This is a genomic window from Pseudoalteromonas fuliginea (assembly GCF_000690055.1).
Classification (GTDB): domain Bacteria; phylum Pseudomonadota; class Gammaproteobacteria; order Enterobacterales; family Alteromonadaceae; genus Pseudoalteromonas; species Pseudoalteromonas fuliginea.
In genome coordinates this window covers 65,063-90,212 of sequence record NZ_JJNZ01000030.1, presented here as the reverse complement: position 1 = coordinate 90,212, position 25,150 = coordinate 65,063, and the positions used below count along the sequence as shown (strand labels likewise).

The window sequence follows — 25,150 nt, the reverse complement described above, 5'->3', positions numbered from 1 at the left end:
AGTAAACATTGCCGATAACAAGGTAAAAATTCGTTATTTCGTTGTTCCCAGCAATGACTTCTGCATTGCTTTATCTACTGCATCCATGGCGTTATAAATCAGAAGTTTTGACTTCTGTTAGCCTCAGGCTTTATCCCTTAAATTGATAACGTATTATTGCAAATTGATATAGAGCATTATCTATTCGCTAAATTAGCTTGCAGTTACAGCTCTTCGATTTTTAACATATTTGTATAAACCAATTAATGACGCTGCAATCCAGAATATTTCGATTACAAAACTGGCTAAGTTAAAGTTATAACAAAGGCTGATCAACAATAAAATGGCCCCTGTTAAATTCATCATATTGTACATTAAGCTAGTTGGAGATGTTTTACCTAGCTGCAGTAAAAAGAATGAGCCAACGACTAAAAAAGTACCTGTCATACCTATGATGTCAAATAAGAGTGCTATCACGAAACTATCCTTTATCCATTTTTAAATAACCCAAAAAACTGGCCCGATCCGTGGGGAGGGTATTTTTTCATTCATTGAAACAGCAAAACCGGGCGATTCTATCAAGATGATAAATTCTAACAAGGGCATATGTCCGTATAAGCAATATGCTTATTTAAATGTAACTTTACCACCAATAATTTTATAAGCGGGTATCCCTCTTATCACAGCAGGCCTTGCAAAAGGACGATTACAGTTAGGGCAAATACAGGGCTCTTTTGTGAAATTTTGGCTAATACGTTCTATAAAACATTTAACAAGCGCTCCTTTACCGCCCTTTCGATACTTAAATAAGGGGGTTTTGCAAGCAGAACAAAAAATATCAACCGTTTTTGTTGGCCCTTTTTTATTTGGTTTAGCCATAATTAGTCATTAATTCAAAGTAATACCTAAAGTGTAACAAGACTAAGGCCAAATACCCAAAATTAGGCCCATTAAAGAAAATTGTAAAATATGAAAACTACCATTAATTAAAAACAGCTTCATCGGCCGTTGCTCAAAAATATAACTAAGCCCAAGTGAACTACTAACCCAAAATACACCGATAATAAATCCAGTTCCTACACTTTCACCAACGTTAGGGTTTTCACCTAGAAACAATGCAAGCAAAAAAGTGGCTATAAAAGATAATAAAAAGCTCCCTCCAAAAATTAATTTTGGATCTGCTGATTGCAAATCTAGCTCTGTTAAACCACAACTTTCAAGCCAAGCTTGTTTAAACATTTTATTTGAATACCAAATGCCGCCAAGCATAAAGCAAGAGAGCGCGGCAATTAATACCGCAAAATAATCAACATCAGAAAAATTCATATACTGCCATAACTTATGCATGATGGGTTATTTGACTGTAGTTAATAATTATTAAAGCGGCAAACTCATAATCTGGAAACTAGGGCCTTATATGGACTCCCCGTAAATGTCAAAAAGAAAAAGTTAAAATATCCCCAGTTTTGCACCAGTTAATGTAATAAGATCGGTTGTCATTAATTTCACTTCTAAACCGCGTTTTCCTGCACTTACATATACGTGCTCAAACTGTGATGCACTACCATGAATGTAGGTAGCGAGGCGTTTTTTTTGTCCCAGTGGACTTACCCCTCCTAAAATATACCCCGTACTGGCTTGTACTTTTTGTGCAGCCGCCATCGCCACCTTTTTAGATGAGGCTAATTTTGCCAATTGCTTTAAATGAATTTGTTGAGAAACAGGTGTTACTGCAACAATTAATTCGCCTTCATGTGTTTCAAGCACTAATGTTTTAAATACTTGATGGCTATTAAGCTTTAACTTTTCAACTGCTTCAAGCCCATAGTGACTATTGCTAGCGTCGTGCTCGTAACTTAAGACATCAAACGAGATTTTTGATTTTTTCAATAGATCGATTGCAGGTGTCATAATACTTAATCATTTTTTATTAACAGTAACAAAAATAAAATTTAAAGCAAAAAAAACGACGCTAAAAAGCGCCGTTTCATTATTTATAATAATTTAAATTTACTTAGTTAAATCATCAAAAAACTTTTTAACACCGTCAAAAAAGCCTTGCTCTTTAGGACGGTTTTTAGAGCTATCTGTGCCCATGCTTTCATCTAATTCAGTCAGTAATTCACGTTGACGCTCGTTCAAATTAACTGGCGTTTCGATTACCACTTTACAAATTAGATCGCCTTGGGCACCACTGCGTACAGACTTAACACCTTTGCCACGCATACGGAACATTTTTCCCGTTTGCGTTTCAGACGGTATTTTAAGTTTTGCACGACCATCAAGTGTCGGCACCTGAATTTCGCCACCAAGGCCTGCTGTAGTAAAGCTAATTGGTACTTCACAATATAAGTTATTCGCTTCACGTACAAATATTTCATGCTCGCGAACCGATACTTGCACGTACAAGTCGCCAGATGGCGCGCCGTGCATTCCGGCTTCGCCTTCACCTGTTAAGCGAATACGGTCACCGGTATCAACGCCAGCTGGAATCTTAACTGAAAGCGTTTTGGTTTTTTCTACGCGGCCTTGACCATGACACTTGTTACAAGGATCTGAAATAATCTGACCTTGTCCTTGACACGTTGGACATGTTTGCTGCACAGCAAAGAAACCTTGGCGCATTTGCACTTGGCCAGCACCATGACATGTAGTACATGTTTTAGGTTTAGAACCCGCTTTAGCACCACTGCCGTCACATGGCTCACAACCCACCCATGTTGGTACTTTAATTTCAACTTCTTTACCACGAACCGCTTCTTCTAAGCTTAAGTCCATGTTGTAACGTAAGTCAGAGCCACGTTGCTGACGAGATTGACGTCGACCACCGCCACCACCAAAAATATCGCCAAATACGTCGCCAAATACATCACCGAAATCACCTTGGCCGCCGCCGAAACCACCATGGCCACCACCGCCGCCTTGCTCAAATGCCGCATGACCATGTTGGTCATACATTTGGCGTTTTTGCGCATCGGTTAAAATTTCGTAGGCTTCTTTAACCTCTTTAAACTTTGTTTCGAGATCTTTATCGCCTGCGGTACGATCTGGATGATATTTCATCGCTAAGCGTTTATACGCCTTTTTTATGTCTCGCTCACTCGCATCTTTGCTTACGCCGAGGGCTTCGTAATAATCGCGTTTTGACATATCTATCACACTACTCTTTTCTATTTGCAGCGTAAGCTGCTGGATAAACCGATAAATCCCATCGATTTATCATTGAATTTGAACCTTAAACACATGTAAAAGGCGCGACAAGCTATTGCTCGCGCGCCTCAATTGTTCATCCTAACCTAAACACTCAACTGAGTTAAGTATTTTTGGCTAGCGAGAAGCGTTAGCAACAATTATTTGTCGTCTTTCACTTCTTCGAACTCTGCATCAACAACGTCGTCGTCTTGCTTAGCTGATTGCTGTTGCTCGCCTGCATCTGCTGAACCTTGCTGTGCTTTCGCTTGTGCAATTTCCATCAGTTTTTGAGACTTTTCAGCAAGCGCTTGAGTTTTAGCTTCAATCTCTTCTTTATTGTCGCTCTTAATAGCCGCTTCTAAATCTACAACAGCCGCTTCAATCGCTTCTTTGTCTTCATTTGGTAATGCATCGCCAGCTTCTTCAATTTGCTTGCGAGTACCATGAACTAAAGCATCAGCTTGGTTACGAGCAGCTACAAGTTCTTCAAACTTTTTATCGTCCTCAGCATGTGCTTCTGCATCACGAACCATTTTTTCAACTTCTTCATCGCTTAAGCCTGAAGATGCTTGAATTGTGATTTTTTGCTCTTTACCTGTATCTTTATCTTTCGCAGATACATGTAAGATACCATCGGCATCAACATCGAATGTTACTTCGATTTGCGGTGTACCACGTTGTGCTGGGCGAATACCTTCTAGGTTAAATTGACCTAGAGATTTATTGTCGCTTGAACGTTTACGCTCACCTTGTAACACGTGAATTGTTACAGCAGATTGGTTATCTTCAGCGGTTGAGAATGTTTGCGATTTCTTAGTAGGAATCGTCGTGTTTTTCTCAATTAATGCAGTCATTACTGAACCCATTGTCTCAATACCTAGAGATAATGGAGAAACGTCTAGTAATAGTACATCTTTAACGTCACCAGCAAGTACACCACCTTGAATCGCTGCGCCTACTGCAACTGCTTCATCAGGGTTTACGTCTTTACGTGGTTCTTTACCGAAGAAATCAGCAACTGTTTTTTGTACTAAAGGCATACGTGTTTGGCCACCAACAAGAATAATATCGTTGATGTCGCTTACTGATAAATCAGCATCAGCAAGTGCACGTTTAAGTGGCTCTAGAGACTTAGTTACTAAATCTTCAACTAGTGATTCAAGCTTAGCACGTGTTAGTTTCACGTTCATGTGCTTAGGACCAGATGCATCAGCAGTTACATACGGAAGATTTACTTCAGTAGATTGTGCAGATGAAAGTTCAATTTTTGCTTTTTCAGCAGCTTCTTTAACACGTTGCATTGCAAGAGGATCAGCTTTTAAGTCTAAGCCTTGATCTTTCTTGAATTCAGCTACTAGGTAGTTGATTACACGGTTATCGAAATCTTCACCACCTAAGTGAGTGTCGCCGTTTGTAGCAAGTACTTCAAAAGTGTGCTCGCCTTCAACTTCATCAATTTCAATGATTGATAAATCGAAAGTACCGCCACCTAAGTCATATACTGCAACGATGTTTTCGCCACGGTTTTTATCCATACCGTAAGCCAGTGCCGCAGCAGTTGGCTCATTGATAATACGTTTAACTTCAAGACCCGCAATACGACCAGCATCTTTCGTTGCTTGACGTTGTGAATCGTTAAAGTATGCAGGTACTGTGATTACAGCTTCAGTTACTTCTTCACCTAAAAAGTCTTCAGCCGTTTTCTTCATTTTTTTCAGTACTTCAGCAGAAATTTGTGGTGCAGCGCGTTTTTCGCCGCCCGCTTCTACCCATGCATCGCCGTTATCTGCTTTAATGATTTTAAACGGCATGATGCCGATATCGCGTTGTACTTCTTCGTCTTCAAAACGACGACCAATTAAACGCTTGATTGCAAATAATGTGTTTGTCGGGTTAGTAACCGCTTGACGCTTAGCAGATTGACCTACTAATGTTTCGCCGTCTTGCGTGTAAGCAATAATAGACGGGGTTGTGCGATCGCCTTCCGCGTTTTCAATAACACGTGCTTTGCCACCATCAAGTACTGCAACACAAGAGTTTGTAGTACCTAAATCGATTCCAATAATTTTACCCATGAAACTTCTCCAACTTCAATATTCGTTAATACGTTCGATGACTTAGTAAATAGGGATGCGCCAAACTTATTTCAACTGTAAAAATGAAAAAAAATTCATTTTTTATGATTTATTTACAAAATAACCCTAATAATTGTAAGGAATGATGATTTTTACACCGCCAGAGGCGCTTTTAATTACTGGTCTGACTAGTTTGGTTATGTTATAAATTTATTAAATCGCACTTTAAAAGGACATCTTCATGCATTTTGAACAATTACTTCTCCAAGCTTCAAAAATTGGAAGTTCAGACAATACCGAACAATTAACTAGCACAATGCAATTTCCAGAAAACTGGTGCCAAGGCAGAACTGCTTTTGGTGGGCTATCAGCCGCACTGTTGTATCAAGCAATCAGAGGTAAGGTTGCAAGTGATCGTCGTCTACTTTCTCTTAGCACTAATTTTGTAGGACCATTGCTTGCCGATACTCCCTTTTCTTTATCAGTAGAAATACTACGACAAGGTAAAAGTAGTACACAAGTACTTGCCAAAGCCATTCAAAATGAACAAGTGTGCGTTATCGTACAAGCATGTTTTGCTAAAAGTAGAGAGTCGGGTGTTAATGTGCCCGTTTCGAAATCTTTAGGGTTAAAACCGGTAGACGAGCGCTATACGCTCCCTTTTGTTAAAGGTCAGATGCCTGAGTTTTTTCAGCATGTTGATTTATGCCCACAACAAGGCGCTATGCCATTTAGCAGCGCAGAAACTTCTCACTTAGGGGGCTGGATGCGCTTTAAGCACACCCCAGAGCAAATAACAGAAGCGCACGTTATTGCATTAACAGATGCATGGCCACCTACGTTATTACAAATGTTTAAACAACCCGCTCCAGCTAGTAGCATGTCTTGGTACTTAGAGTTTGTGCAAGAACCAAACTTAACACCTGGCGAATGGCTTGGCTTTGAAGCAATCACTCATCATTCAAAAGATGGTTATGGTTTAGAAGATGGCTGTATTTGGTCACAATCAGGGGAGTTAATAGCCCTTACACGCCAAACGGTGGCGTTATTTGACTAAAAGCCCTAAAGCCAAACAATATTAAAGTGTTTGGCTTTTAAAGGCTTATTCACTGTTCGCGTTGTATTAATGCATTAAATATTGCAAAATTGGACAAACATTCTTCTTGCTTGGTATTAAATTGCAAACTGTCTGCCCCTGCTGCGATCTGATCATAGACATACCTCGCATAATCGCGAAACAAATGGCGATATGCCCACATTGCCATCATAAACTTTGCGAAGCCGATGTGAATCACGACAGCCGTATTGTTGCACTGAGTTTTAGCGCTTTGTTAATGTTGCTAAGCAGCATGTTTTACCCTTTCATTTCATTTAGCAGTAGCGGCATTACTCAAACAATTACTCTACCCGATGCCGCACGAATTTTATTTAATTACGATAGCGAACTACTCGGCTTATTTATTGATCTTAGTATTATTGCCCTGCCTATGGGTTTACTCCTTATTTTGATCCCTCTGCACTTAGGGGTATTAAAAACATTGCCCGAAGGCATAGCAAGGCGGTTATTGAAATTCACGCTTGCGTTAGAGCCTTGGATTATGTCAGAAATATTTTTAATCGGTGTGCTGGTCAGTATGGTTAAAATTATGTCGCTGGCTGATATTAGCTTTGGGGCAAGTTTCTGGGCTTATGTAGGGTTTGTTATTTTATATATAGCAGCACTTGTTCACTTAAATCGCCCGCGTTTATGGGCTCAAATTAAGCCTGTAAAAATACTCGAAGGCGCTGATAACGCAAAACGCGCAATTGATGAAAATATTAAAGCCTGCCATGTATGTCACCAACTATGCACCGGTGATATCTGCCAACGTTGCCACACTAAAACACACATCAGAAACCCTTATAGTGTACAAAAAGCAACTGCATGGTTAATAACCTCTGTTATTTGCTATATTCCTGCTAATGTTTTACCAATAATGCATACCACTAGTTTAGGTGATGAATCCCCCTCTACATTAATTGGTGGTGTAATTACACTTTGGAAGAGTGGTTCCTATCCCATTGCTGCCATTATATTTTTAGCCAGTGTGGTTGTACCGCTTGCTAAAGCGTTTGTGCTGAGCTTTTTATGTATTATGGTTACAAAACCTGCAAATCGGCATACAAAAAGTTATACTCGAATTTATCAACTGACTGAGTTTATTGGAAAATGGTCAATGATAGATGTATTTGTCGTTGCTATTTTAGTTGCCTTGGTACAGCTTGGTAATTTAATGTCGGTAACTCCAGGTCTTGGCATTGTATTTTTTACAGTTATGGTAATATGCCAAATGATGGCTGCCCATGCCTTTGACCCACGCTTGTTGTGGGATTCACCTAAAAATAAGATATCAGAGAATAAAGCATGACCGAAACTGCTGAAATAACAAAAGAACCGAAGATTTCCGCCATCTGGATCATTCCGGCAATTGCGCTTTTAGTGGGCATGTGGATGCTATATCAGTATCAAGCAAATAAAGGCCCTACTATTTTTATCGAAATGCCACAGGCCGAAGGTATTATTGCAGGTAAAACGGAAATAAAAGTGCGCAGTGTAAAAATAGGTCAAATTGATCATATTCGGCTATCCGACACGCAAGACAGTGTTATTGCTCGTGCACAAATAGATAAAAATTACAATAGCTTATTAACCGATGATGCAAAAATTTGGGTCGTTAAACCTCGCATTGATGAAACAGGTATTAGTGGTATGAGTACTCTTTTATCTGGTGTTTATTTAGAGTTTTCTCCAGGAGAAAGTAAAGAACTAAAAGAAAGGTTTACACTCCAAGATGAACCCGCACTTATCGGCAAAGACGTTAAAGGCGGTCGCTTTAAACTCCTTAGTTATAACGCTGAAGTACTAGATGTAAGTACCGGTATATTTTTCAAAAATTACAAAATAGGTCAGATAGAAACCGCTATTTTTGATTGGGAAAACCAAGCAATGAAGTATGGCGTGTTTATTAAAGAACCTTATCAAAACCTCATCACTATGAATTCTATTTTTTGGGTGAACGCGGGTATTGAAATTGACCTCTCTGCAGACGGTATTAATATAAATACTGGCTCTTTAAGCAAACTTTTAAAAGGCGGTGTTTCTGTTGGGTTACCTGAGCAACAGGCACCGGGTGAAATAGCACAAGATGGGCATAGCTTTTCATTAAGCCAAAGCTATAAAGAAGCGTTAGAAGAGCGCTTTTACGACTTTGATTACTACCTAATTGAATTCGAACAATCCGTTAGAGGGTTGCGCACAGGAGCGCCTGTAGAATATAGAGGTATGCGTGTAGGGACTGTTGTAGAAGCCCCTGCTAATGTAATTGTTAACGGTAAGCCCGCTCACTTTAGAAACCACAATACGGCCGTTCCGGTACTTATAAAAGTAGAATACGGACGCTTGTATCATGACAGTGCTTCAGCTAAAGAATATTGGCAAGGTAGTTTAAAAGGCTGGATTGAAAGTGGGATGCGCGCTTCATTAAAGCCCGGCAATTTATTAACGGGTGCGGTGTATGTTGATTTTGATATATATCCCGACGCACCCGCAGCGCATTTAGGCAAACTTGTTCAATATGATGTTTTTCCAAGTATTTCCAGCGGTATAACCGTATTGGCAGATCAAGTATCTGATGTACTCAATAAAGTTAATGACTTAAAAATTGAAGATAGCTTAGCGCAAATGCAAGCGACATTTACTGACTATCGAGCGCTTGCTAATGAAATGCGAGAGCTACTGAGCCAAAAAGATACACAAAACTTACCAGGCGACTTTAACCGTAATTTTGAGAAAATGACAAAAAGTATGGTGCAATTTGAAGTAACCATGCGTCAATTCGACAAAACAATGGCCAGTTACCAAGCCGGTTCTGAACTGCATCATCAAATACAGCAAACATTAAAAGAATTTAAACGTTTAAGTGAAGGGTTACAACCGCTTACTCGTGGTTTGAACGAGCAACCTAATATGCTAATTTTTGATAAATCATTACCCGCAGATCCAAAACCAAGGAAGCAATAATGAAATCGTTATTTTTAACTGCAAGTTTATTATTACTATTGTCAGGTTGTAGTTCATCAATACAAACTGCGACACAGTATTACCAGTTTGAACAGCCTATAGGCGCTTCGTCTCGAAACATTGCGGATACAGATGCGCAACTAAGAATACAAACTGTTGTACTCAGAGGCGCTTTAAATAATTTGGGCATTGCTATGAAAATAGACAGCAACCAAATTCATGCTGCTAATTACAACCTGTGGGGTGAATCGCCAGATGTAATGCTTACTGCCACAGCCCAGCAAACTCTTTTTAATGCTATGCCAAATTGGATGGTTATAAAGGGCTTACCGGTCATTACTGAACTCGATCAACAAACATTTTATGAGCTTGAATACGAAATTCATCACTTTAATGGCGATATGGAAGGTAACGCTGATATTTCAGGGCTTTGGCGTTTATATTACACACACCCAGAAACAGGCCGACGTCTTATAAGTATCCATAATTTTTCAAACCTAGTGCCTATAGATGATGATGGATACGATGGCCTGGTTTCGACACTTGAAGCAACATGGCTAAATATAAACCTAAATGTTGCAAAACAAATAGAACAAGCAAGACTTTAATCATTAAGTGACAATATAATCATGGCGGTTTTATCATTATTGATAACCGCTTTGCCCTCTATTTTAAAACCCAATTTTAACAACACATTCTGCGATACCCTATTATCTAGTGATGTTATTGCACACAGTTTTGTAATTCCAAATTTATGTTTATGTTGCAAAAGTGCGCTGGCCGCTTCAAAAACATAGCCCTTTTTTTCAAAACCGCTTACAAGTGCAAAACCTAAATCAGGTTGTTGTAACGCTGCACGTTTATAAAACCCAACAACGCCAATCACTTCAGCATTATGCAAAGTAATAACGTAAGGACCAAAGCCTTGGTAGTTATGAGAAGCAATAAATGACTGATTGATGTACGACTTGGCATCATCAAGGGTATAAATTGCTTTATCGCCAATGTGCTTTATAAAACTAGCCTGATTAACTAGCTTAAGTAAAACCGCTGCATCAATCTCATTCGCATGGCGTAACAACAGACGATTTGTTTTAAATACTGCGTTCAATGTAAGTTCCTCTAAAAAACTTTGTTTAGCATGTAACTTTTTGTTGACTGAAATTAAAAAGCAGATTATTTTTGCGCCGATGTTTTTACAGGCACAACAATAGCGGTTTGCACTCCTCGCACCGTCTGGCGCCAAAGCCAACGCGTTTCACTTAAACAGCTATTTAACATAACTGTTTAAGTGTCCCTCCCACGCGTACAAAAGCAGTGACTTGGAAAATGATTTAACAACAAACTTATCATCTTCTTTGTTTTTGTATAAGCAGTTTAAAAATTAATACTATTTTAATTTTTATACATGCTTTTAATTTTGTGAATACTTAAATGCTTGAACCTTCTGCGTTAAGTTTACTGCCACCGTTGGTGGTAGTTGTATTGGCTGTTGTATTACGCCGCCCTATTTTATCTTTACTTATTGGTGCTTTAGTTGGTTTAGTTATAGCCGACCCTGCACAGGTACTTACTAACTTTGCGAGTACATCGCTAAAAGTGATGACAGACGAAACCATCGGCTGGCTAATACTTGTATGTGGTGGTTTTGGCGCACTTATCGCACTATTAGTGCGTACAGGTGGTGCATCGGCTTTTGGCAAGCTAGCTCTTAAGTACACCAAAGGTAAGCGTTCATCTTTGTTTATGACCTTTTGTTTAGGTGTGGTTATTTTTATTGATGACTATTTAAATGCGCTTACTGTGGGTGAAACCATGAAACGCATTACCGATAAATTTAAAGTGAGCCGTGAGATGCTTGCTTACGTTGTTGACTCAACTGCTGCACCAATTTGTGTGCTTGTCCCTTTATCTACCTGGGCGGTATTTTTTAGTGGCTTATTGGTAGATAACGGTATTGCTGAGGAAGGCAAAGGGATTGCTGTTTATATTCAAGCTATTCCGTACATGTTTTACGCGTGGTTTGCAGTGCTTGTTGTTTTACTTGTTGTGCTGGGTGTTATCCCTGCGATTGGCCCAATGAAAAAAGCAGAGCAAATGGCTCAAATTGAGCAAGCTCAAGTTGATCCAGCCCAATACAATGACGTTCAAACAGCGGATGAATATGCAGTAAAAGCCGTAGAAGAAAACTTTGAAGATGCTGATCCTAAAGGTAAATTACGTAACTTTTTGGTGCCGATTATTTTACTGGTTGCATTTACTGTTTACTTTGAAATAGACGTATACAAAGGCTTATTAGCAACAATGGCGGTCACTCTCCCGTTTTATGCTCTACAAAAATTAATGAGCGTAAGTGAAATGATTGAACGCATGCTTGATGGCTTTAAAAGTATGATCCCCGCGATTGGTACTGTTATAGCTGCGTTTATATTTAAAGATGTATGCGACTTAATTGGTTTGCCTCAGTTTGTTATTGGCAGCTTAAGCCCTTATATGACCGCTGCATACTTACCAGCCGTGGTATTTATTTCAATGGCTATTTTAGCGTTTGCAACTGGGTCTAGCTGGGGTATTTTTGCTGTATCAATTCCGATTGTTATGCCACTGGCAAATACGGTTGATGCAAACATACCACTGGTCATTGGTGCGCTATTATCGGCTTCCTCTTTTGGTAGCCAAGCGTGTTTTTACTCAGATTCAACCGTACTCGCAGCGCAAGGTTCTGGTTGTAATTTAATGAGCCATGCCGTTACACAATTGCCATATACACTGATTGCTGCGGCATTAGCTGTTATAGGCTTTTTGATAATGGCTTAAATTTGCTTAAATAAAAACCCCAATGTAGTGATACATTGGGGTTTATTTTTAGCTACATAGATAAAGCTTATTTTTGTAGTTTAATACCATTGTAATAGGCATCAAGCGTTGTGATTTTAGTTTGATTTGGTAAATCGGCAAAGTCACTTTCTATAAACTTAGTCCCGCGTAATTGCACATTTAAACGTGCAGCATTAGGGTTAAGCATTGTTTGCTTGTAGTAGTCTTTTATATCTGCAAGCGTTACTTTTTCAACTTCATCAATCAGCTTTTGCTTAGAATCAAAGGTAAAGTTTTCACGGTACCAATCGTTTATAAGTGGGCTCATTTCGTCACTTAAGTTTTTAGGCTGCTCTTTAAGTGATACAAGGGTAGAGTTTTTCAGCTGCTCAAAAGTCTCTTCGCTCATGTTATCGAGTTCAACTGCGTATTCTTTTTTAAACTTATCAAAACGAGCTTGTATTTCTTTTGGTCCTTTAACCGGTGTTTGGATATACAAACCAATTGCTGAGTAATCTTCAATTGGGCGAGCTAACGCACCTACTGCGTATGCAAGTTGCTCCTCAGTACGCATTTTATCAAACGCAACTGTTCTAAAGTGGCTTTGTAATACAGCTGCTTCTGCTTTTTGTTTGTAACCCGCAACAGGATGAACGGTCATATCAACCACCGCTACATCGGCTACATCAATATCTTTTTGCAGTACCTGCGTTTCGCCCGGTTGTGGCAACCACGCTTTGCTTCGTGCAAATTCACTGCGCTTATGATTACTTGGTAATGTTGCACTTAACTCTTGTGCAATCGCGTCAATATCTTGCTGATCGTAGTTACCGTAACTAAATACGCGTAAATCGTTTTGTGCAAACGTAGCTGTTTTTAATTGTGCTAAGTCGGCAACACTCAGTGAGTCAGCGGCTTTTATAAGCGCATCTGTATCAAAGCCACCTGTACGCGTTAGTTTTGAATACTCGCCAAATGCTTGTGCATACGGAAACTGCTTTTGTTGGTTTAGTAAATTACGTTTAAAACGATCTACCGCTTGGCTAAATGCTTGTGCTGTTTCATCGGCTTTTAACCCGGTTAAAGCTTGTTTAAGCAATACATCTTGCTTATCTGTAAAACCACTCATAGATAAAACAAGACCATTACTCGGTGCTAAGCTTACGCTCATACCGGCGATTGCTGCTTCGGTACTTAACTGACTTTGTTGAATATTATATAAATCAGCCCAAACAGAATAAAGGACTTCTGCTTTAATATCGTTCAAACCGGGTTGAGTATTTATATAAACTTCGACAAGCCCTTTTGGCTGCTCTGCAAATTTTTGACTTGCTTGGCGCCATACTTTTACACCATTTTTATCGTAAGCAAGTTCTGGGTGTTTTTGCTCTTTAAATGCTTGCGTTTTTATTGCAAAATTTTCAGGCAATAAATTGTTTACTGTTGGTAGTGCTAACTTAAATTCGCTTGGTTTTTTCCAGCTGGCAATTTCATCATCGCTAATGTCACTGATGCGGTATTTACCGTCGTAAAAGTGTAGTTGTGAGTCAGTCTCTTCTTGCTGCGATACATACCAAATACGAAGGGTATCGGCATTTAACTGCTCAAGTACATTGTTTACAGCGTCAGCGTCAAACTTTGCATAATAATAAGGTGCATTAATAGCGTGATTTAACGGATAATCTTGCATACTTTGTGTAAGTGAGCTTACATAATTAAACTCATCACCTTTTTCTAAAAACTTAAATTGGTTATTAAGGGAAGTACGAATTTCGTTGAAGTACTTGCTATCAACGCCTTCTCTTTTAATTAGGTCGATGTACTGCATGATAGTTGCAACTATTTCGTCACGATTTTTCATGCCTTCATCTGTAAGCTCTACATTTACATTTAACGAACCGTAGTTGCCATATTGATTTGGTGCAGCTGAAGCTGAAAGCTGAGATACCCACCCTTTATCACGAAGAAGTTGCGCTGGGCTGCCCGGCATTTCATTACTTAGTAAATACGCTACAAATCGGTTTGGTTTAAGTGCAAATTCACTATTATTATTAGCAATGGTGAAATCAAGTTGCAGCTGTTTTACATCTTCATTTGGTGCATAAAACACGCGTTTTCCGCCAGCGTTATCAAAATCAAGCTTTGCAGTCACTGTAGGTTTTTCGATGTTTTTATTTTTTATATCAGCAAAGTATTTTTGCGCTTTTTGCTCCATTTCAGCAATAGGTAAATTAGAAATAAGCGCAACTTTCATAATATTTGAAGAGTAGTATTTATTATAAAAATCGACGGTTTCCTTATGCAGCGAGCTGCTTTCTTTATCGCCAAGCGTTTCAAGGTTCCCGATTAAAAAACGATTAGCGGGGTGATCGCCCATCATTTTACGCGCGAGTTTAAACTGACCAAAAAAGTCCATTTCGCGGCGCATTGACCACTCTGCGTTCACTGCATTTTTTTCTTTGTCTGTGTATTCTGGGTATAGCTTTGGCGCTTTGAAAAAATCGGCAAAACGATCTAATCCTTCATCAAACGCGTCGTTATTAATTTTAAACATGTAATTGGTAATATCGAGCCACGTATACGCGTTGTGCGCGCCACCATTTTTGGTCATAAAATCAGAATACCCTTTTGTATCTGGGTAACGATCTGTGCCTAAAAACAGCATGTGCTCTAAATAATGCGCCATACCTTGCTGCGACATCGGGTCGTGCAGTAAACCAACACCAACGCTTAGTGCCGCTGCTGATTTTTCAGCACCCGGATCAGACACTAAAATAACTTCAATGTCGTTTGCCAGCTTAAGTGTTTTATATTCGCGGTTATCGTTAGGACTTACGACTAACGTATCTGATAGTAAAGAGGCCTGAGGCGCCACTGAAACCGAAGCCGTATTTGAACAACCACTTAAAACTGCAAGTGCGATGGCACTAAAACCAATAATCTTTTTCATTTTTGTTTTCCATTAAAAAGTATTGCGCAAAATAGCGTGCGCCAATTCAAAGCAATATAGTTAAGCTAAACTAACATTTTCAATTAATAACTTTCTACAAAATAACGCTATTTTGTGTAACACATTGTGAAAAATGACTTCATAATCGAATATTAGATTGGGAATCTGCCAACCTTGTGAGATTAAAAATCATTCAATATCAAAAGATACACAAACTCTAAATAATAATAAGGAAAAATAATGGAAAAAATCATCATACTTGCCATGTTCACACAAGTTACACTTTCACTGGTTGTTATGCTCATTATGGGTAAAAGGCGCTTTGCAGCAGCTAAAAATAAACAACTAGATTTAAGCGATTTTAAAACAATGCAGTTAGATAAGGCTGGCGACACTATTAGGGTTGCAGATAGGAACTTTTCGAATCAGTTTGAAATACCTGTACTTTTTTACGCGGGATGTTTACTTGCACTACAACTAAGTAGCGCCAGTACACTTGTGGCTATATTGGCCTGTTTATTTGTAGCAACACGAATTGTGCATAGTGTTATTCATTTAGGTAAAAATAACGTACGCGCACGTTTTAACGTGTTTTTACTGGGTTGTATTTGTGTGTTTTCAATTTGGCTTGCGATGGTTTGGCGAATATTATTTTAAATAGCAAAGTTTAATAATAGTAATGTGGACGGCTGGTTTACGCCATCCACATTACCGTTAATTTTAATTATTTAGCACGTTTTAAACGAGGTACCGCAAGTAAGAAAGCACCTAAAAGCCAAATTAACCCGCCGCCAGAGCTACTACCTGAATCTGTTGATGTGTCAGCGTCAATTAACGTATTTGCAGTGACTGTAAGCCCTGCTGAAGAATTCGGGTCATCATCCATTACAGTTACGCTTTGAATAGTCACTAAATTAGCACTGCTAATCGTTACGTCATTGCTTGAACATTGTTCAGCAGTAATATCAACAACTGGAGTTTCACCACAGTGCACCAAAGCTGCAATTTTATCTAAAGTAGATTGACTCGCTGCAGTAATTTGTCCGAACACAGTAAAACCACCATTTTGCGTATCAAGTGCAGCACTGTTATCGGTGATATTGAAAAACCACTGGCTTGTCGCGCTATTAGCATCACCTGATAATTTAGCCATAGCAATTGTACCCTTAACATTAGAAAAAACCGGCTCATTTATTACAGTAGGCTTTGTCGTAATCGCATCTAATGAATCAGAAAATGTAAATCCACCACCTTGAATAACGAAATTACTGACAGAGCGGTGAATCACTGTTTCGTTATATGAATCATCTTGAACATAACTTAAAAAATTTTCGACTGTTTTAGGTGTTTGTTGATCAAAAAGATTAATTTCTATCACACCTTGGCTCGTGTTCATTTCGACAATAGTAGCGGTGCTAGTAAAACTTGCTGCAGCGAGTACTGAGCCAAGTAAAAGTTTTTTCATGTTACATTCCTGTTGTTATATTTTTTAGATAAGTAGTTAATACGTTAACACATTAATACCATAGGCGATTAAAATCGATTCTAAAGTGCGAGTTGATACAAATTAGACCGTGTTGATAACAAATTAATTACATACATCATTATTTATATGCTTTTTAGCTATATAAATTTAATTATTTACAAATAAATCATCTAAAAAGCGTGACTACTTTTTGTTACTTTAAAAAAACACAAACAACAGGATCTAACAATGCCACACACTAAACAAACGATTTGCGACTTTGGTTTACACAAAGGTGAACCATACACAAAACTACCGGCGAGCTTTTTAACATGGATGATAGGTACTAATCACAGCAAGCGGGAATATGCGAATACCGAATTAAGGCGTCGTGAACGTGCTGCAACAAATCAATTAACTGCACCTTCTAAATAAAATGTAAATAAGTACGTTTTTTTAAGATTAAACTAGTTTAAACTACCCGTTCAATAAATTAAGTAGACCTTAATCCATAGGTATTTTATGCGTATTATTATTTTATTCTCAATTATTCTTAGTGTACTTGGTTGCACTTCATCATCAACTAGTAGTCCCTCAACTCAATACTTAACTGTTCTACATACAAATGATAACCATGGACGTTTTTGGCACAATGAAAAAGGCGAATACGGCATGGCTGCACGTAAAACGCTTATTGATTCGCTTCGAGCTGAAGCGAACAAACAAGGTCATGCCGTTTTACTACTCTCTGGTGGTGATATTAATACGGGCATTCCTGAGTCAGATTTACAAAAAGCAGAACCTGACTTTAAAGGAATGTCGCTGATTGGTTACGATGCAATGGCATTAGGTAATCACGAATTCGATAACCCTATTGATGTTTTGAAGCAACAACAAAAATGGGTGAACTTCCCTTTTTTATCAGCCAATATATTTGAAAAAGAGACAGGCGAGCACGCTTTTGATGGCTACAAAATATTCAAAAAAAATGGCTTAACTATTGCTGTTATTGGTTTAACAACAACCGACACTGCTAAAATTGGTAATCCTCAGTATATTGGGCACTTAGAGTTTAAAGACCCTGTTGACGTTACCGCAAAACTAGCTAAAGAAATAAAAGCTAAGTACAACCCTGACATTACCATTGCGCTGACTCATATGGGTCATTATGTTGATGCCAGCTTTGGCATTAATGCATCAGGCGATGTAACGCTTGCCCGCTCACTTCCTGCAAACACGCTTGATATGATCATTGGTGGTCACTCACAAGAACCTGTGTGTATGAGTGATACAAATGTAAATGACGATAACTTTAAACCAGGCCTTGCCTGTAAACCAGACCAGCAAAACGGTACTTACATTATGCAGGCCCATGAATGGGGTAAGTATGTGGGTAAAGCTGAGTTTAAACTTGAAAACGGTAAATTAACATTACTTGACTACAAACTTATGCCAGTTAATTTATATGTTGATAAAGTACAAGCTGATGGTTCTACTAAAGCAGTCTTAGCAAACGAGTACATTAAACCAGACTCAAAACTTGAATCTTATTTAGCGGTATATCAAGCTAAAGGCGCTAAACAAATTGAAGGTACCATTGGTGAAGTAGATGCTCGTTTAGAAGGTGACAGAAACAAAGTCCGCTATCAACAAACAAATCTTGCACGCGTAATTATTCAAGCGCAAATGGATGTAGTGGGTGCAGACTTTGGACTGATAAGTGGTGGTGGCATTCGCAGCTCAATTGATGCTGGTGAAGTAAGCTATAAAGATATTTTAAAAGTACATCCTTTTAAAAATCGCATTACTTATATGGATTGGCAAGGCAGTGATTTATGGGATTATTTAAATACAGTAACGAGCTTCCCACCGGATGCAGGTGCTTATTTGCAATACCATAAACTATCGTTTGAGCGTAAAGATGGCCAGCTAATTAATCTGGTTATTAATGGCCAGCCTTTTAATAAACATAATACGTATAGAATGAGTCTAAATAGCTATAACGCATCAGGCGGTGATGGCTACCCTGCGCTTACAAATAAAAAGGGGTTTGTTAGTACAGATGAAACAGATGCCCAAGCCCTTCAAGACTTTATATCAAAGAACAGCCCTCTTAAAACGGCTGAGTTTGCTCCTAAGTAAATAAATATAATAAGAGGAAAGTAGCTAAGCTACTTTCCTCTTATTTCAATATTGCCTTTTCTAATATTTGCCAGCCCATAACTATGTAAACGAGAGCGAGAGCCCTCACCATACGCTTTTGGTGGATAATATAACTCTTTCTCTTCAGGGCATTCGTTAAGTACTTCATCTAGTGCCGCACGTATTTCACTCAACGTTTTTTCAAGACTATTATTAAAGTTTGGTCTTTTTCTAACCGTGTGACCAAGTTGGACTAACCTATAAAAATACTTGTTAGCAAGCTCTAGCAGTTCCTCAGGTACATCTTTATTATGGCTAAGTGCTACATCATCGTTATTTGTACAATACTCTACAAGTGCTAAATAAAAGCACAATGGCTTATTGGCTAAACATATTTTTTGTTCTGGGTTACAACTACTAGATAATGTTTTATCGTTAAGATCAACAATAAGTATCAGCGGCGTAGGCTCTGCAATTGATTGATGCTTTGCATTATTAAACTGCTTATTGCTTTGTTTAATAAACGCAAACTTTACCCAAAAACTAATCAACACACTTAATACCGAAAATATGAAATAATAAATAAAATGACTCAGCGGAAAGTGAATGTGTTTAACACTAAAAACAACTAGTACGAGTCCGTTATTTGTGCTCAAATTACGTATTATTTGGCTTGAGTTTATAGGTGTTGCCATTTCGCTTTTTGGTGCAATAGCAACAACTTTAAGCCCACTCATATTAATGTAGCTATTTAAGATTTTGATATAGCTGTTAACTGCATCTTTATTACCTGAATGCTTAAGCAGCTCATTTGGTAAATCAAGTAATGGTAAGTCGAGTGCTATTTGCCTTTCTATCTGCGTTATTTTTTGTTTAGTTACTTGCTGGTTTTTTTGAGTTACAGAAATATAAAAAACAGACGATAAAGTTAAAAACAAGCAAAATAAAACAAGCAGTTGTTTATATTTACTCATCACTAACTTCCTCTTTTAAGTTTACTGAACTAGTACCGCAACTCCAAAATGGCTGTACGTTTTGATAGTAATGCAAACTTTGATCTTTAGACATATCAAGTAAATTTGCTTGCACTGCACACAATAAATCAGTATTGTTTTGCTGCATTTTTAAGTACCATCTTGTTCCTGAAATGTTATTACTCAATGGCGTAATATAGTTTTTAGAAAAACGTTTTTCGTCGCTCTCTTTCCAAAACGAGGCAATAATATCTACTTTTCCGTCGGCGAGTAAATCACGTAATTCGTTATGAGAGCTAGCATAAGTGATTTTCAAATTAGCTAAATTTATATCCAACTCTTTAAACGTCTGCTTTGGTAAAATATGCCCTGAGCGGCTAGTCGGATAATCAAGCAAACCTATGCGCTTATCTAAAAAGTATTGTTTTGTGATTCGAGGCTTTTCTTTAGAAGATATAAAAAAGGCCGTGTAGTCAGAAAAGCCAACAACAGGCTGGTAGTTATAGGTCGACTCTGCTTTAAAGGCTGCCATAATATTATTTTTAGCCAAAATTAAATCAGCAATGCCTTTACCAACAAACTCAAAGCTGTCCGCCGTTCTATACCCCCAATACCCTTTTACAGAGCCGTACTGCTTAGACACTACGTTATCAGAACACAAGTTTTGTGTTAATAACTTGGCTATTTTTTTTGATTGCGTAAAAACAATCAATTGGCTTTTATTACTTGTTGCTGTTGTTTGACACTCTGTTGAGGTTTCGATCATAACTGGGAAATGCAAATCATCGTTATACACACTAACTTGTCCACAAACCCACGTTACTATCAACAATACAAACAAAAATGTAACAATTAACGTTTTATTTAGCACGATATTTTTCAAATTCAACGCAATGCCACTAAAAAATAAATCATATATTGCATTTGAACAACTTTACTTACTTATTACAACAAGTAATTTTACCTGTTAAATATAAGCCATTGATTTTAATCATAAGTGAATAAGAAAGTATGAATTTTAATGACTCCTTCCTATCAACATTAAAAGTGAGGACAATTGACCGTATTAGCTTATAGCAACCCCATGAAATATTCATTTAGGAAGTTCTAATGCATAACAATATAAAATACTCGATATCTTCTGTGCTTTTGATTAGTGCAATATTCACAAGCACTAACTCATACGCTTGGGGTCAAAATGGCCATCGTATTGTAGGGAAGATTGCAGAATCTCATATAAGCGAAACAACAAAAACGGCAATACAACCCTACCTTGATGGTGAGTCACTTGCGCAAATATCAACGTGGCCTGATGAAATGCGCTCTGCTCCTGGCGACTTTTGGCAAAAGAAATCATCTCGTTGGCATTACATTAACGCAGCCCCAGGAAAATCTTTCAGCTTCAATCACGATCACACTAAAAACAAAGAATCTGTAAGTAATATCCTAGAAGGCATTCACTATTCAATGCAAACGCTCACTGATAAAAATAGCACCTTGGATGCTAAACAGTTCAGTTTACGTTTTTTAGTACATTTGGTGGGCGACAGTCACCAACCATTTCATGCGGGTCGAGGTGAAGACAGAGGTGGTAACCGTATCAAGGTTTCATTTTTTAACGAAGAAACAAACCTTCACAGCCTTTGGGATACTAAGTTAATCGAAAACCAGAACTTGTCTTACACCGAATTTGCACAATTTATTGATACAAACAATAAAGAACTAATTGCTGAGTATTTACAAAGCTCACCTAAAACTTGGGTTGAAGAATCTCATAATTTAGCAACAAAAATTTATAAATATACCAACGATGAAATTGGTTATAGCTACATATATAACAACACTCCGATTATAAAAACGCGCTTACAACAAGCAGGTATTCGACTAGCTGGATTACTAAATGCCTTATTTGACCCTTCTGCAAAAGAGTTAGAAACGGCGCTGAAAATGACGACTGACAAATAAACTGTATTAAATTTATATAACCTACACACGGGAAATCAACATTATGACTAAGCTTCGCCTTTCGAAATTAACTGGAGCGGTAATTTTAGCTCTAGGTGTTTCTACAAGCGCAATGGCTGCTGATACTTCATCTGCAATGCGTGGTAAAATCACAACGCCTTCAGGTGGCAGTGCTGCAAACGTTAAAATCAAAGTAGTTCACCAACCAACGGGAACTATTAGCGAGCTCACTACAAACGAAAGTGGTACGTTTATCGCTAATGGTTTACGTGTAGGTGGTCCTTACATGGTGATCATCGATTCTGATACGTTTAACGACACAACGGTTGAAAATATCTACTTAAACCTTGGTGAAACTTACCGTTTAAGCTCACAGCTAGCTCCGCTAAACATCGAAAAGATTGAAGTGTCTGGTTATAAGATTGTTCAACAATCAGGTGGCTCAAGCAGCTCTTTTGGTTCTGATACTATTGAGAACATGCCAAGCTTTAATCGCGACATTAAAGATATTGCGCGCTTAAACCCACTTGCCAGTATTAATGGTAATGGTGAACTAACGTTTGCAGGTAGTAACCCTCGTACCAACGGTTTAACAGTTGACGGTATTGGTCAAAATGATGACTTTGGCTTGAACTTTGGTGGCTACCCTACTTCTCAGCCTCCTGTAGCACTTGATGCTATTGAACAAGTCTCTGTTGATGTATCGCCATTTTCGGCTTCTAAAGGTAACTTTGGTGGCGGTACTATTAATGCAGTAACAAAATCTGGTACAAATGAGTTCAAGTTTTCTGGCTTTTACGAAATATCTACTCCTGAGATAGCTGGCGATGTTGATAATATTGTACAAGAAGACGATCTTGATGAGCTAGGTCATAAAACTTACTCTACAAATAAAGTAGAGCCGATTAAAACTGAAGAAAGATTTGGTTTTAACGTTGGTGGAGCGATTATTGCTGATGAACTGTTTTACTTTGTTAACTATGCAGAATGGTCAAGTGAATTAGATCTAGATTACGGCTTTGACGGCTCTGGTGCTTCAAATGAATTTAATACTTCTGAAGCTAACTATAATCGTTTTATTTCTATTTTAAATAATGAATACGGCTTAACTGATTCATTAGCCGGTGCGCCAGAAGATACAAACAAAAACTTGCTTGTTAAATTAAGCTGGAACGCAAGTGATGACCATCGTTTAGATTTCACTTATCAATGGCAAGACGACCAAGATGAGCGTAACTCTAGCACAGGCGGTGATAATATAGCCTTAGTTTCAAGTACTTATGCATACGTAACTAAGTTTAATAACTTTTCATCTAAGCTTTACTCTGATTGGACTGAAAACTTTTCAACAGAAATTGGTGTGTCGTATAAAGATGTTACCTCTGATAGCGCAACTCGCTCTAACTTAGGAAGCATTACTGTTGAGGAAGACGGTCGAAATGGTCCTTCTTACAACTTTGGTACAGATCAATACCGCCATGCAAACCGTTCAGAAACACAAAACCTAACTTTTACGTTAGACGCTACGTATTTAATGGATGAGCATGAAATAAACTTTGGAGCTCAGTACGAGTCACTTCGTTTATATAACTTGTTTGCTCAAAACTCTCTTGGAACGTGGAAATTTGATAGCTTAGAAAATTTTGAAAACCGTGAAATTGGTTCTTATGATTTCTCTTATCAAAATGCTTACACTAATGATTCAGCTGATACAGCATATGATGTAAGACGTAACCAGCTAGCGCTTTACATAGAAGATACTTTTTATGTAGGTGACGATTTAGAAGTTACAGCAGGTATTCGTTATGAGCGCTTATCATCTGATGATAAACCAACTCTAAATGAAAACTTTGCTAATACGTATGGCTTTACTAACCAAGAAAATCTTGATGGCCTAGATATTATACTTCCTCGTGTTGGCTTTAAGTACTACGTAACAGAAGCGCTTACTATTAATGGTGGTATTGGTCGTTTCCAAGGCGGCATTCCAAATGTTTGGTATAACAATTCATTCCAAAGTGATGGCATTACTTTAGTATCAGCACAAAACGATGTAATTAATGATTACTATGCAAATAACACAGCTGATATTACTCAGGTTCCTGATGAAATAAAAAATACATTAGAGCAAGGTGCTGGTAGCGTTGCGTATATCGACCCTGACTTTAAATTGCCTTCAAGCATTCGTACTCAAATAGGTTTTGAATATGAGTTTGATTCTGAACTATTAGGTGATGGCTTTAAATGGCAAGCAGAGATTGCTTATCATAAAAAAGAGAATGAAGCGGTATGGCATAATTCGTCTATTAACCCAGTAGGCTTAGCAGCGGACGGCGAACGTGTTATCAATCAAAGTATTTACAGTGGCGATAATGTTGACATAGAAATGACTAATTCATCGGATGATGGTCGTTCAATTATTATTTCAACGGGTATTGCTAAACAATGGGACAATGGCCTGTTTGTATCGGCAAGCTATGCTCACCAAGATGTTACAGAATCATCAGCAGGTTCAGCCTCTCAGGCAGAAGGTAACTATAAGCACAATATTACAGTAAATCGTAATGAAGATATTGCAGCACGTGGCTTTTACGAAGTTGAGCACAGCTTTAAAATTAACTTAGCATATAACACTGAAATTTTTGAAGGATATGCTACTAAATTTAACGTGTATTTTGAGCGTCGTTCAGGTCGCCCATTTAGTTATACTATGAATATGTATAAAAAAGGTGATTTAGGAGATACAAGCTCTTTATTCTCTAATGGTGCCTACTTACCTTATATTCCTACAGGTGCTGATGATCCGAATGTAAATTGGGCTGATTCTAAAATGACTTGGGCTGAGTTAGAACCGTTATTAGAGCGTGCTGGTATATCTCAACGTGGTGGTATTTTAGGTAAAAACACAGCAACTCAGCCTTGGGTAACAACCATGGATGTAAGCATCAAGCAAGAAATACCTGGCTTTGCACAAGGTCACAGTGGTGAGGTTTACTTTATGATTGATAACTTCGCAAACCTTTTAAACAGTGACTGGGGTATAGAAAAGCGCTTAGGTTACTCTAACCAAACTATTTATGACTTTGGTGGTCTTGATGATCAAGGCAGATATAAAATAGACAACAGTTTTGGCGGTGCGGATGTGCGTAATTACTCGCAAATCAGTTCATCGTCATCAGCTTGGCAGGCTAAAGTTGGTATCAGCTACAAATTTTAAGCCTTAAAAACAATACAAATAACGTGTTAAGTTATTTGTAAATCACAATAAACCCATTGCAATTTGTAATGGGTTTTTTCATATTCCTCCCTATAATTTCACATGTTTGTCATAAAGCCCGCGTAATATATACCCCGATATAGAGTTATTGCTCAAAAAAACACTCAAATAGACAAAAATAGTACTATTTATTAAAAATATATTGCAGTTGTATTTTATTTGTAACGAATAAATGAGGTACACTAGTAACGGATTTTGAATAAATGAACTTCGACTGTTTATTTTTCAAAATTTAAAATAAAAATATAAAAATT

General features: G+C 38.0%; 21 protein-coding genes. 10 read left to right on the top strand and 11 right to left on the bottom strand.

Annotated elements, in window-relative coordinates:
* Positions 1 to 192 precede the first annotated feature (192 nt).
* From DC53_RS10045 to dnaK, 6 genes are all read right to left on the bottom strand, one after another.
* The gene (locus tag DC53_RS10045) at positions 193 to 456 is read right to left on the bottom strand and encodes a CBU_0592 family membrane protein (RefSeq protein ID WP_007375526.1); all 264 of its coding nucleotides are present in this window, start codon (positions 454 to 456) and stop codon (positions 193 to 195) included.
* A 150-nt stretch (positions 457 to 606) separates the two neighbouring features.
* Positions 607 to 858 (bottom strand): hypothetical protein, encoded by a 252-nt coding sequence (locus DC53_RS22580; protein ID WP_007375527.1) that lies wholly within the window; start codon positions 856 to 858, stop codon positions 607 to 609.
* A gap of 42 nt (positions 859 to 900) precedes the next feature.
* Positions 901 to 1,305 (bottom strand): DUF1761 domain-containing protein, encoded by a 405-nt coding sequence (locus tag DC53_RS10055; protein ID WP_033029847.1) that lies wholly within the window; start codon positions 1,303 to 1,305, stop codon positions 901 to 903.
* Between the two features lie 123 nt (positions 1,306 to 1,428).
* Positions 1,429 to 1,890, bottom strand: a complete 462-nt coding sequence (gene ybaK / locus DC53_RS10060; protein WP_033029845.1) for a Cys-tRNA(Pro) deacylase — start codon at positions 1,888 to 1,890, stop codon at positions 1,429 to 1,431.
* A gap of 99 nt (positions 1,891 to 1,989) precedes the next feature.
* Entirely contained in the window at positions 1,990 to 3,129 is a 1,140-nt protein-coding gene (gene dnaJ, locus DC53_RS10065; RefSeq protein ID WP_007375530.1) for a molecular chaperone DnaJ, read from the bottom strand.
* Positions 3,130 to 3,329: 200 nt separating this feature from the next.
* Positions 3,330 to 5,246 (bottom strand): molecular chaperone DnaK, encoded by a 1,917-nt coding sequence (dnaK, locus tag DC53_RS10070; protein WP_007375531.1) that lies wholly within the window; start codon positions 5,244 to 5,246, stop codon positions 3,330 to 3,332.
* A 241-nt stretch (positions 5,247 to 5,487) separates the two neighbouring features.
* On the opposite strand from dnaK, the gene DC53_RS10075 reads away from it, so the two are divergent.
* The 4 genes from DC53_RS10075 (at position 5,488) to DC53_RS10090 (ending at position 9,914) form a co-directional block, all read left to right on the top strand.
* Positions 5,488 to 6,303, top strand: coding sequence for a thioesterase family protein (locus DC53_RS10075; RefSeq protein WP_033029842.1), 816 nt, complete (start codon positions 5,488 to 5,490; stop codon positions 6,301 to 6,303).
* Positions 6,304 to 6,487: 184 nt separating this feature from the next.
* Positions 6,488 to 7,654, top strand: coding sequence for a paraquat-inducible protein A (locus DC53_RS10080; RefSeq protein WP_239462840.1), 1,167 nt, complete (start codon positions 6,488 to 6,490; stop codon positions 7,652 to 7,654).
* Positions 7,651 to 9,306, top strand: a complete 1,656-nt coding sequence (pqiB, locus tag DC53_RS10085; RefSeq protein WP_033029838.1) for an intermembrane transport protein PqiB — start codon at positions 7,651 to 7,653, stop codon at positions 9,304 to 9,306. Before DC53_RS10080 ends, pqiB begins: the two co-directional genes overlap by 4 nt.
* Positions 9,306 to 9,914, top strand: coding sequence for a PqiC family protein (locus DC53_RS10090; protein ID WP_033029835.1), 609 nt, complete (start codon positions 9,306 to 9,308; stop codon positions 9,912 to 9,914). Before pqiB ends, DC53_RS10090 begins: the two co-directional genes overlap by 1 nt.
* Here the strand turns inward: DC53_RS10090 and DC53_RS10095 are convergent.
* Positions 9,911 to 10,417, bottom strand: coding sequence for a GNAT family N-acetyltransferase (locus DC53_RS10095; RefSeq protein ID WP_033029833.1), 507 nt, complete (start codon positions 10,415 to 10,417; stop codon positions 9,911 to 9,913). The two genes, DC53_RS10090 and DC53_RS10095, sit on opposite strands and share 4 nt — an antisense overlap.
* Before the next feature lie 323 nt (positions 10,418 to 10,740).
* On the opposite strand from DC53_RS10095, the gene DC53_RS10100 reads away from it, so the two are divergent.
* Positions 10,741 to 12,123 carry a Na+/H+ antiporter NhaC family protein gene (locus DC53_RS10100; RefSeq protein WP_033029831.1) on the top strand — a complete coding sequence of 461 codons (1,383 nt, stop codon included), beginning with the start codon at positions 10,741 to 10,743 and terminating at the stop codon, positions 12,121 to 12,123.
* A 67-nt stretch (positions 12,124 to 12,190) separates the two neighbouring features.
* On the opposite strand, the gene DC53_RS10105 is transcribed toward DC53_RS10100, so the two are convergent.
* Positions 12,191 to 15,073 carry an insulinase family protein gene (locus DC53_RS10105; RefSeq protein ID WP_033029828.1) on the bottom strand — a complete coding sequence of 961 codons (2,883 nt, stop codon included), beginning with the start codon at positions 15,071 to 15,073 and terminating at the stop codon, positions 12,191 to 12,193.
* A gap of 240 nt (positions 15,074 to 15,313) precedes the next feature.
* Here DC53_RS10105 and DC53_RS10110 point away from each other — a divergent pair, with 240 nt between their 5' ends.
* Entirely contained in the window at positions 15,314 to 15,730 is a 417-nt protein-coding gene (locus tag DC53_RS10110) for an MAPEG family protein (protein WP_007375539.1), read from the top strand.
* Positions 15,731 to 15,797: 67 nt separating this feature from the next.
* Here DC53_RS10110 and DC53_RS10115 read toward each other — a convergent pair whose 3' ends face one another.
* Positions 15,798 to 16,538, bottom strand: coding sequence for a peptidylprolyl isomerase (locus tag DC53_RS10115; RefSeq protein ID WP_033029825.1), 741 nt, complete (start codon positions 16,536 to 16,538; stop codon positions 15,798 to 15,800).
* Between the two features lie 249 nt (positions 16,539 to 16,787).
* Between DC53_RS10115 and DC53_RS10120 the strand changes: the two genes are divergently transcribed.
* Positions 16,788 to 16,973, top strand: a complete 186-nt coding sequence (locus DC53_RS10120; protein ID WP_007375541.1) for a hypothetical protein — start codon at positions 16,788 to 16,790, stop codon at positions 16,971 to 16,973.
* An 87-nt stretch (positions 16,974 to 17,060) separates the two neighbouring features.
* Entirely contained in the window at positions 17,061 to 18,680 is a 1,620-nt protein-coding gene (gene ushA, locus DC53_RS10125) for a bifunctional UDP-sugar hydrolase/5'-nucleotidase UshA (RefSeq protein WP_033029819.1), read from the top strand.
* Between the two features lie 29 nt (positions 18,681 to 18,709).
* Here ushA and DC53_RS10130 read toward each other — a convergent pair whose 3' ends face one another.
* Both DC53_RS10130 and DC53_RS10135 read right to left on the bottom strand, forming a co-directional pair.
* Positions 18,710 to 19,654 (bottom strand): hypothetical protein, encoded by a 945-nt coding sequence (locus DC53_RS10130; protein WP_033029812.1) that lies wholly within the window; start codon positions 19,652 to 19,654, stop codon positions 18,710 to 18,712.
* Positions 19,647 to 20,543, bottom strand: coding sequence for a type 2 periplasmic-binding domain-containing protein (locus DC53_RS10135; RefSeq protein WP_204247255.1), 897 nt, complete (start codon positions 20,541 to 20,543; stop codon positions 19,647 to 19,649). Before DC53_RS10135 ends, DC53_RS10130 begins: the two co-directional genes overlap by 8 nt.
* Positions 20,544 to 20,764: 221 nt before the next feature.
* Between DC53_RS10135 and DC53_RS10140 the strand changes: the two genes are divergently transcribed.
* On the top strand, positions 20,765 to 21,619 hold the full coding sequence (locus tag DC53_RS10140) for a S1/P1 nuclease (protein WP_033029809.1): 855 nt from the start codon (positions 20,765 to 20,767) through the stop codon (positions 21,617 to 21,619).
* A gap of 43 nt (positions 21,620 to 21,662) precedes the next feature.
* On the top strand, positions 21,663 to 24,836 hold the full coding sequence (locus DC53_RS10145) for a TonB-dependent receptor (RefSeq protein WP_033029807.1): 3,174 nt from the start codon (positions 21,663 to 21,665) through the stop codon (positions 24,834 to 24,836).
* Positions 24,837 to 25,150: the final 314 nt, after the last annotated feature.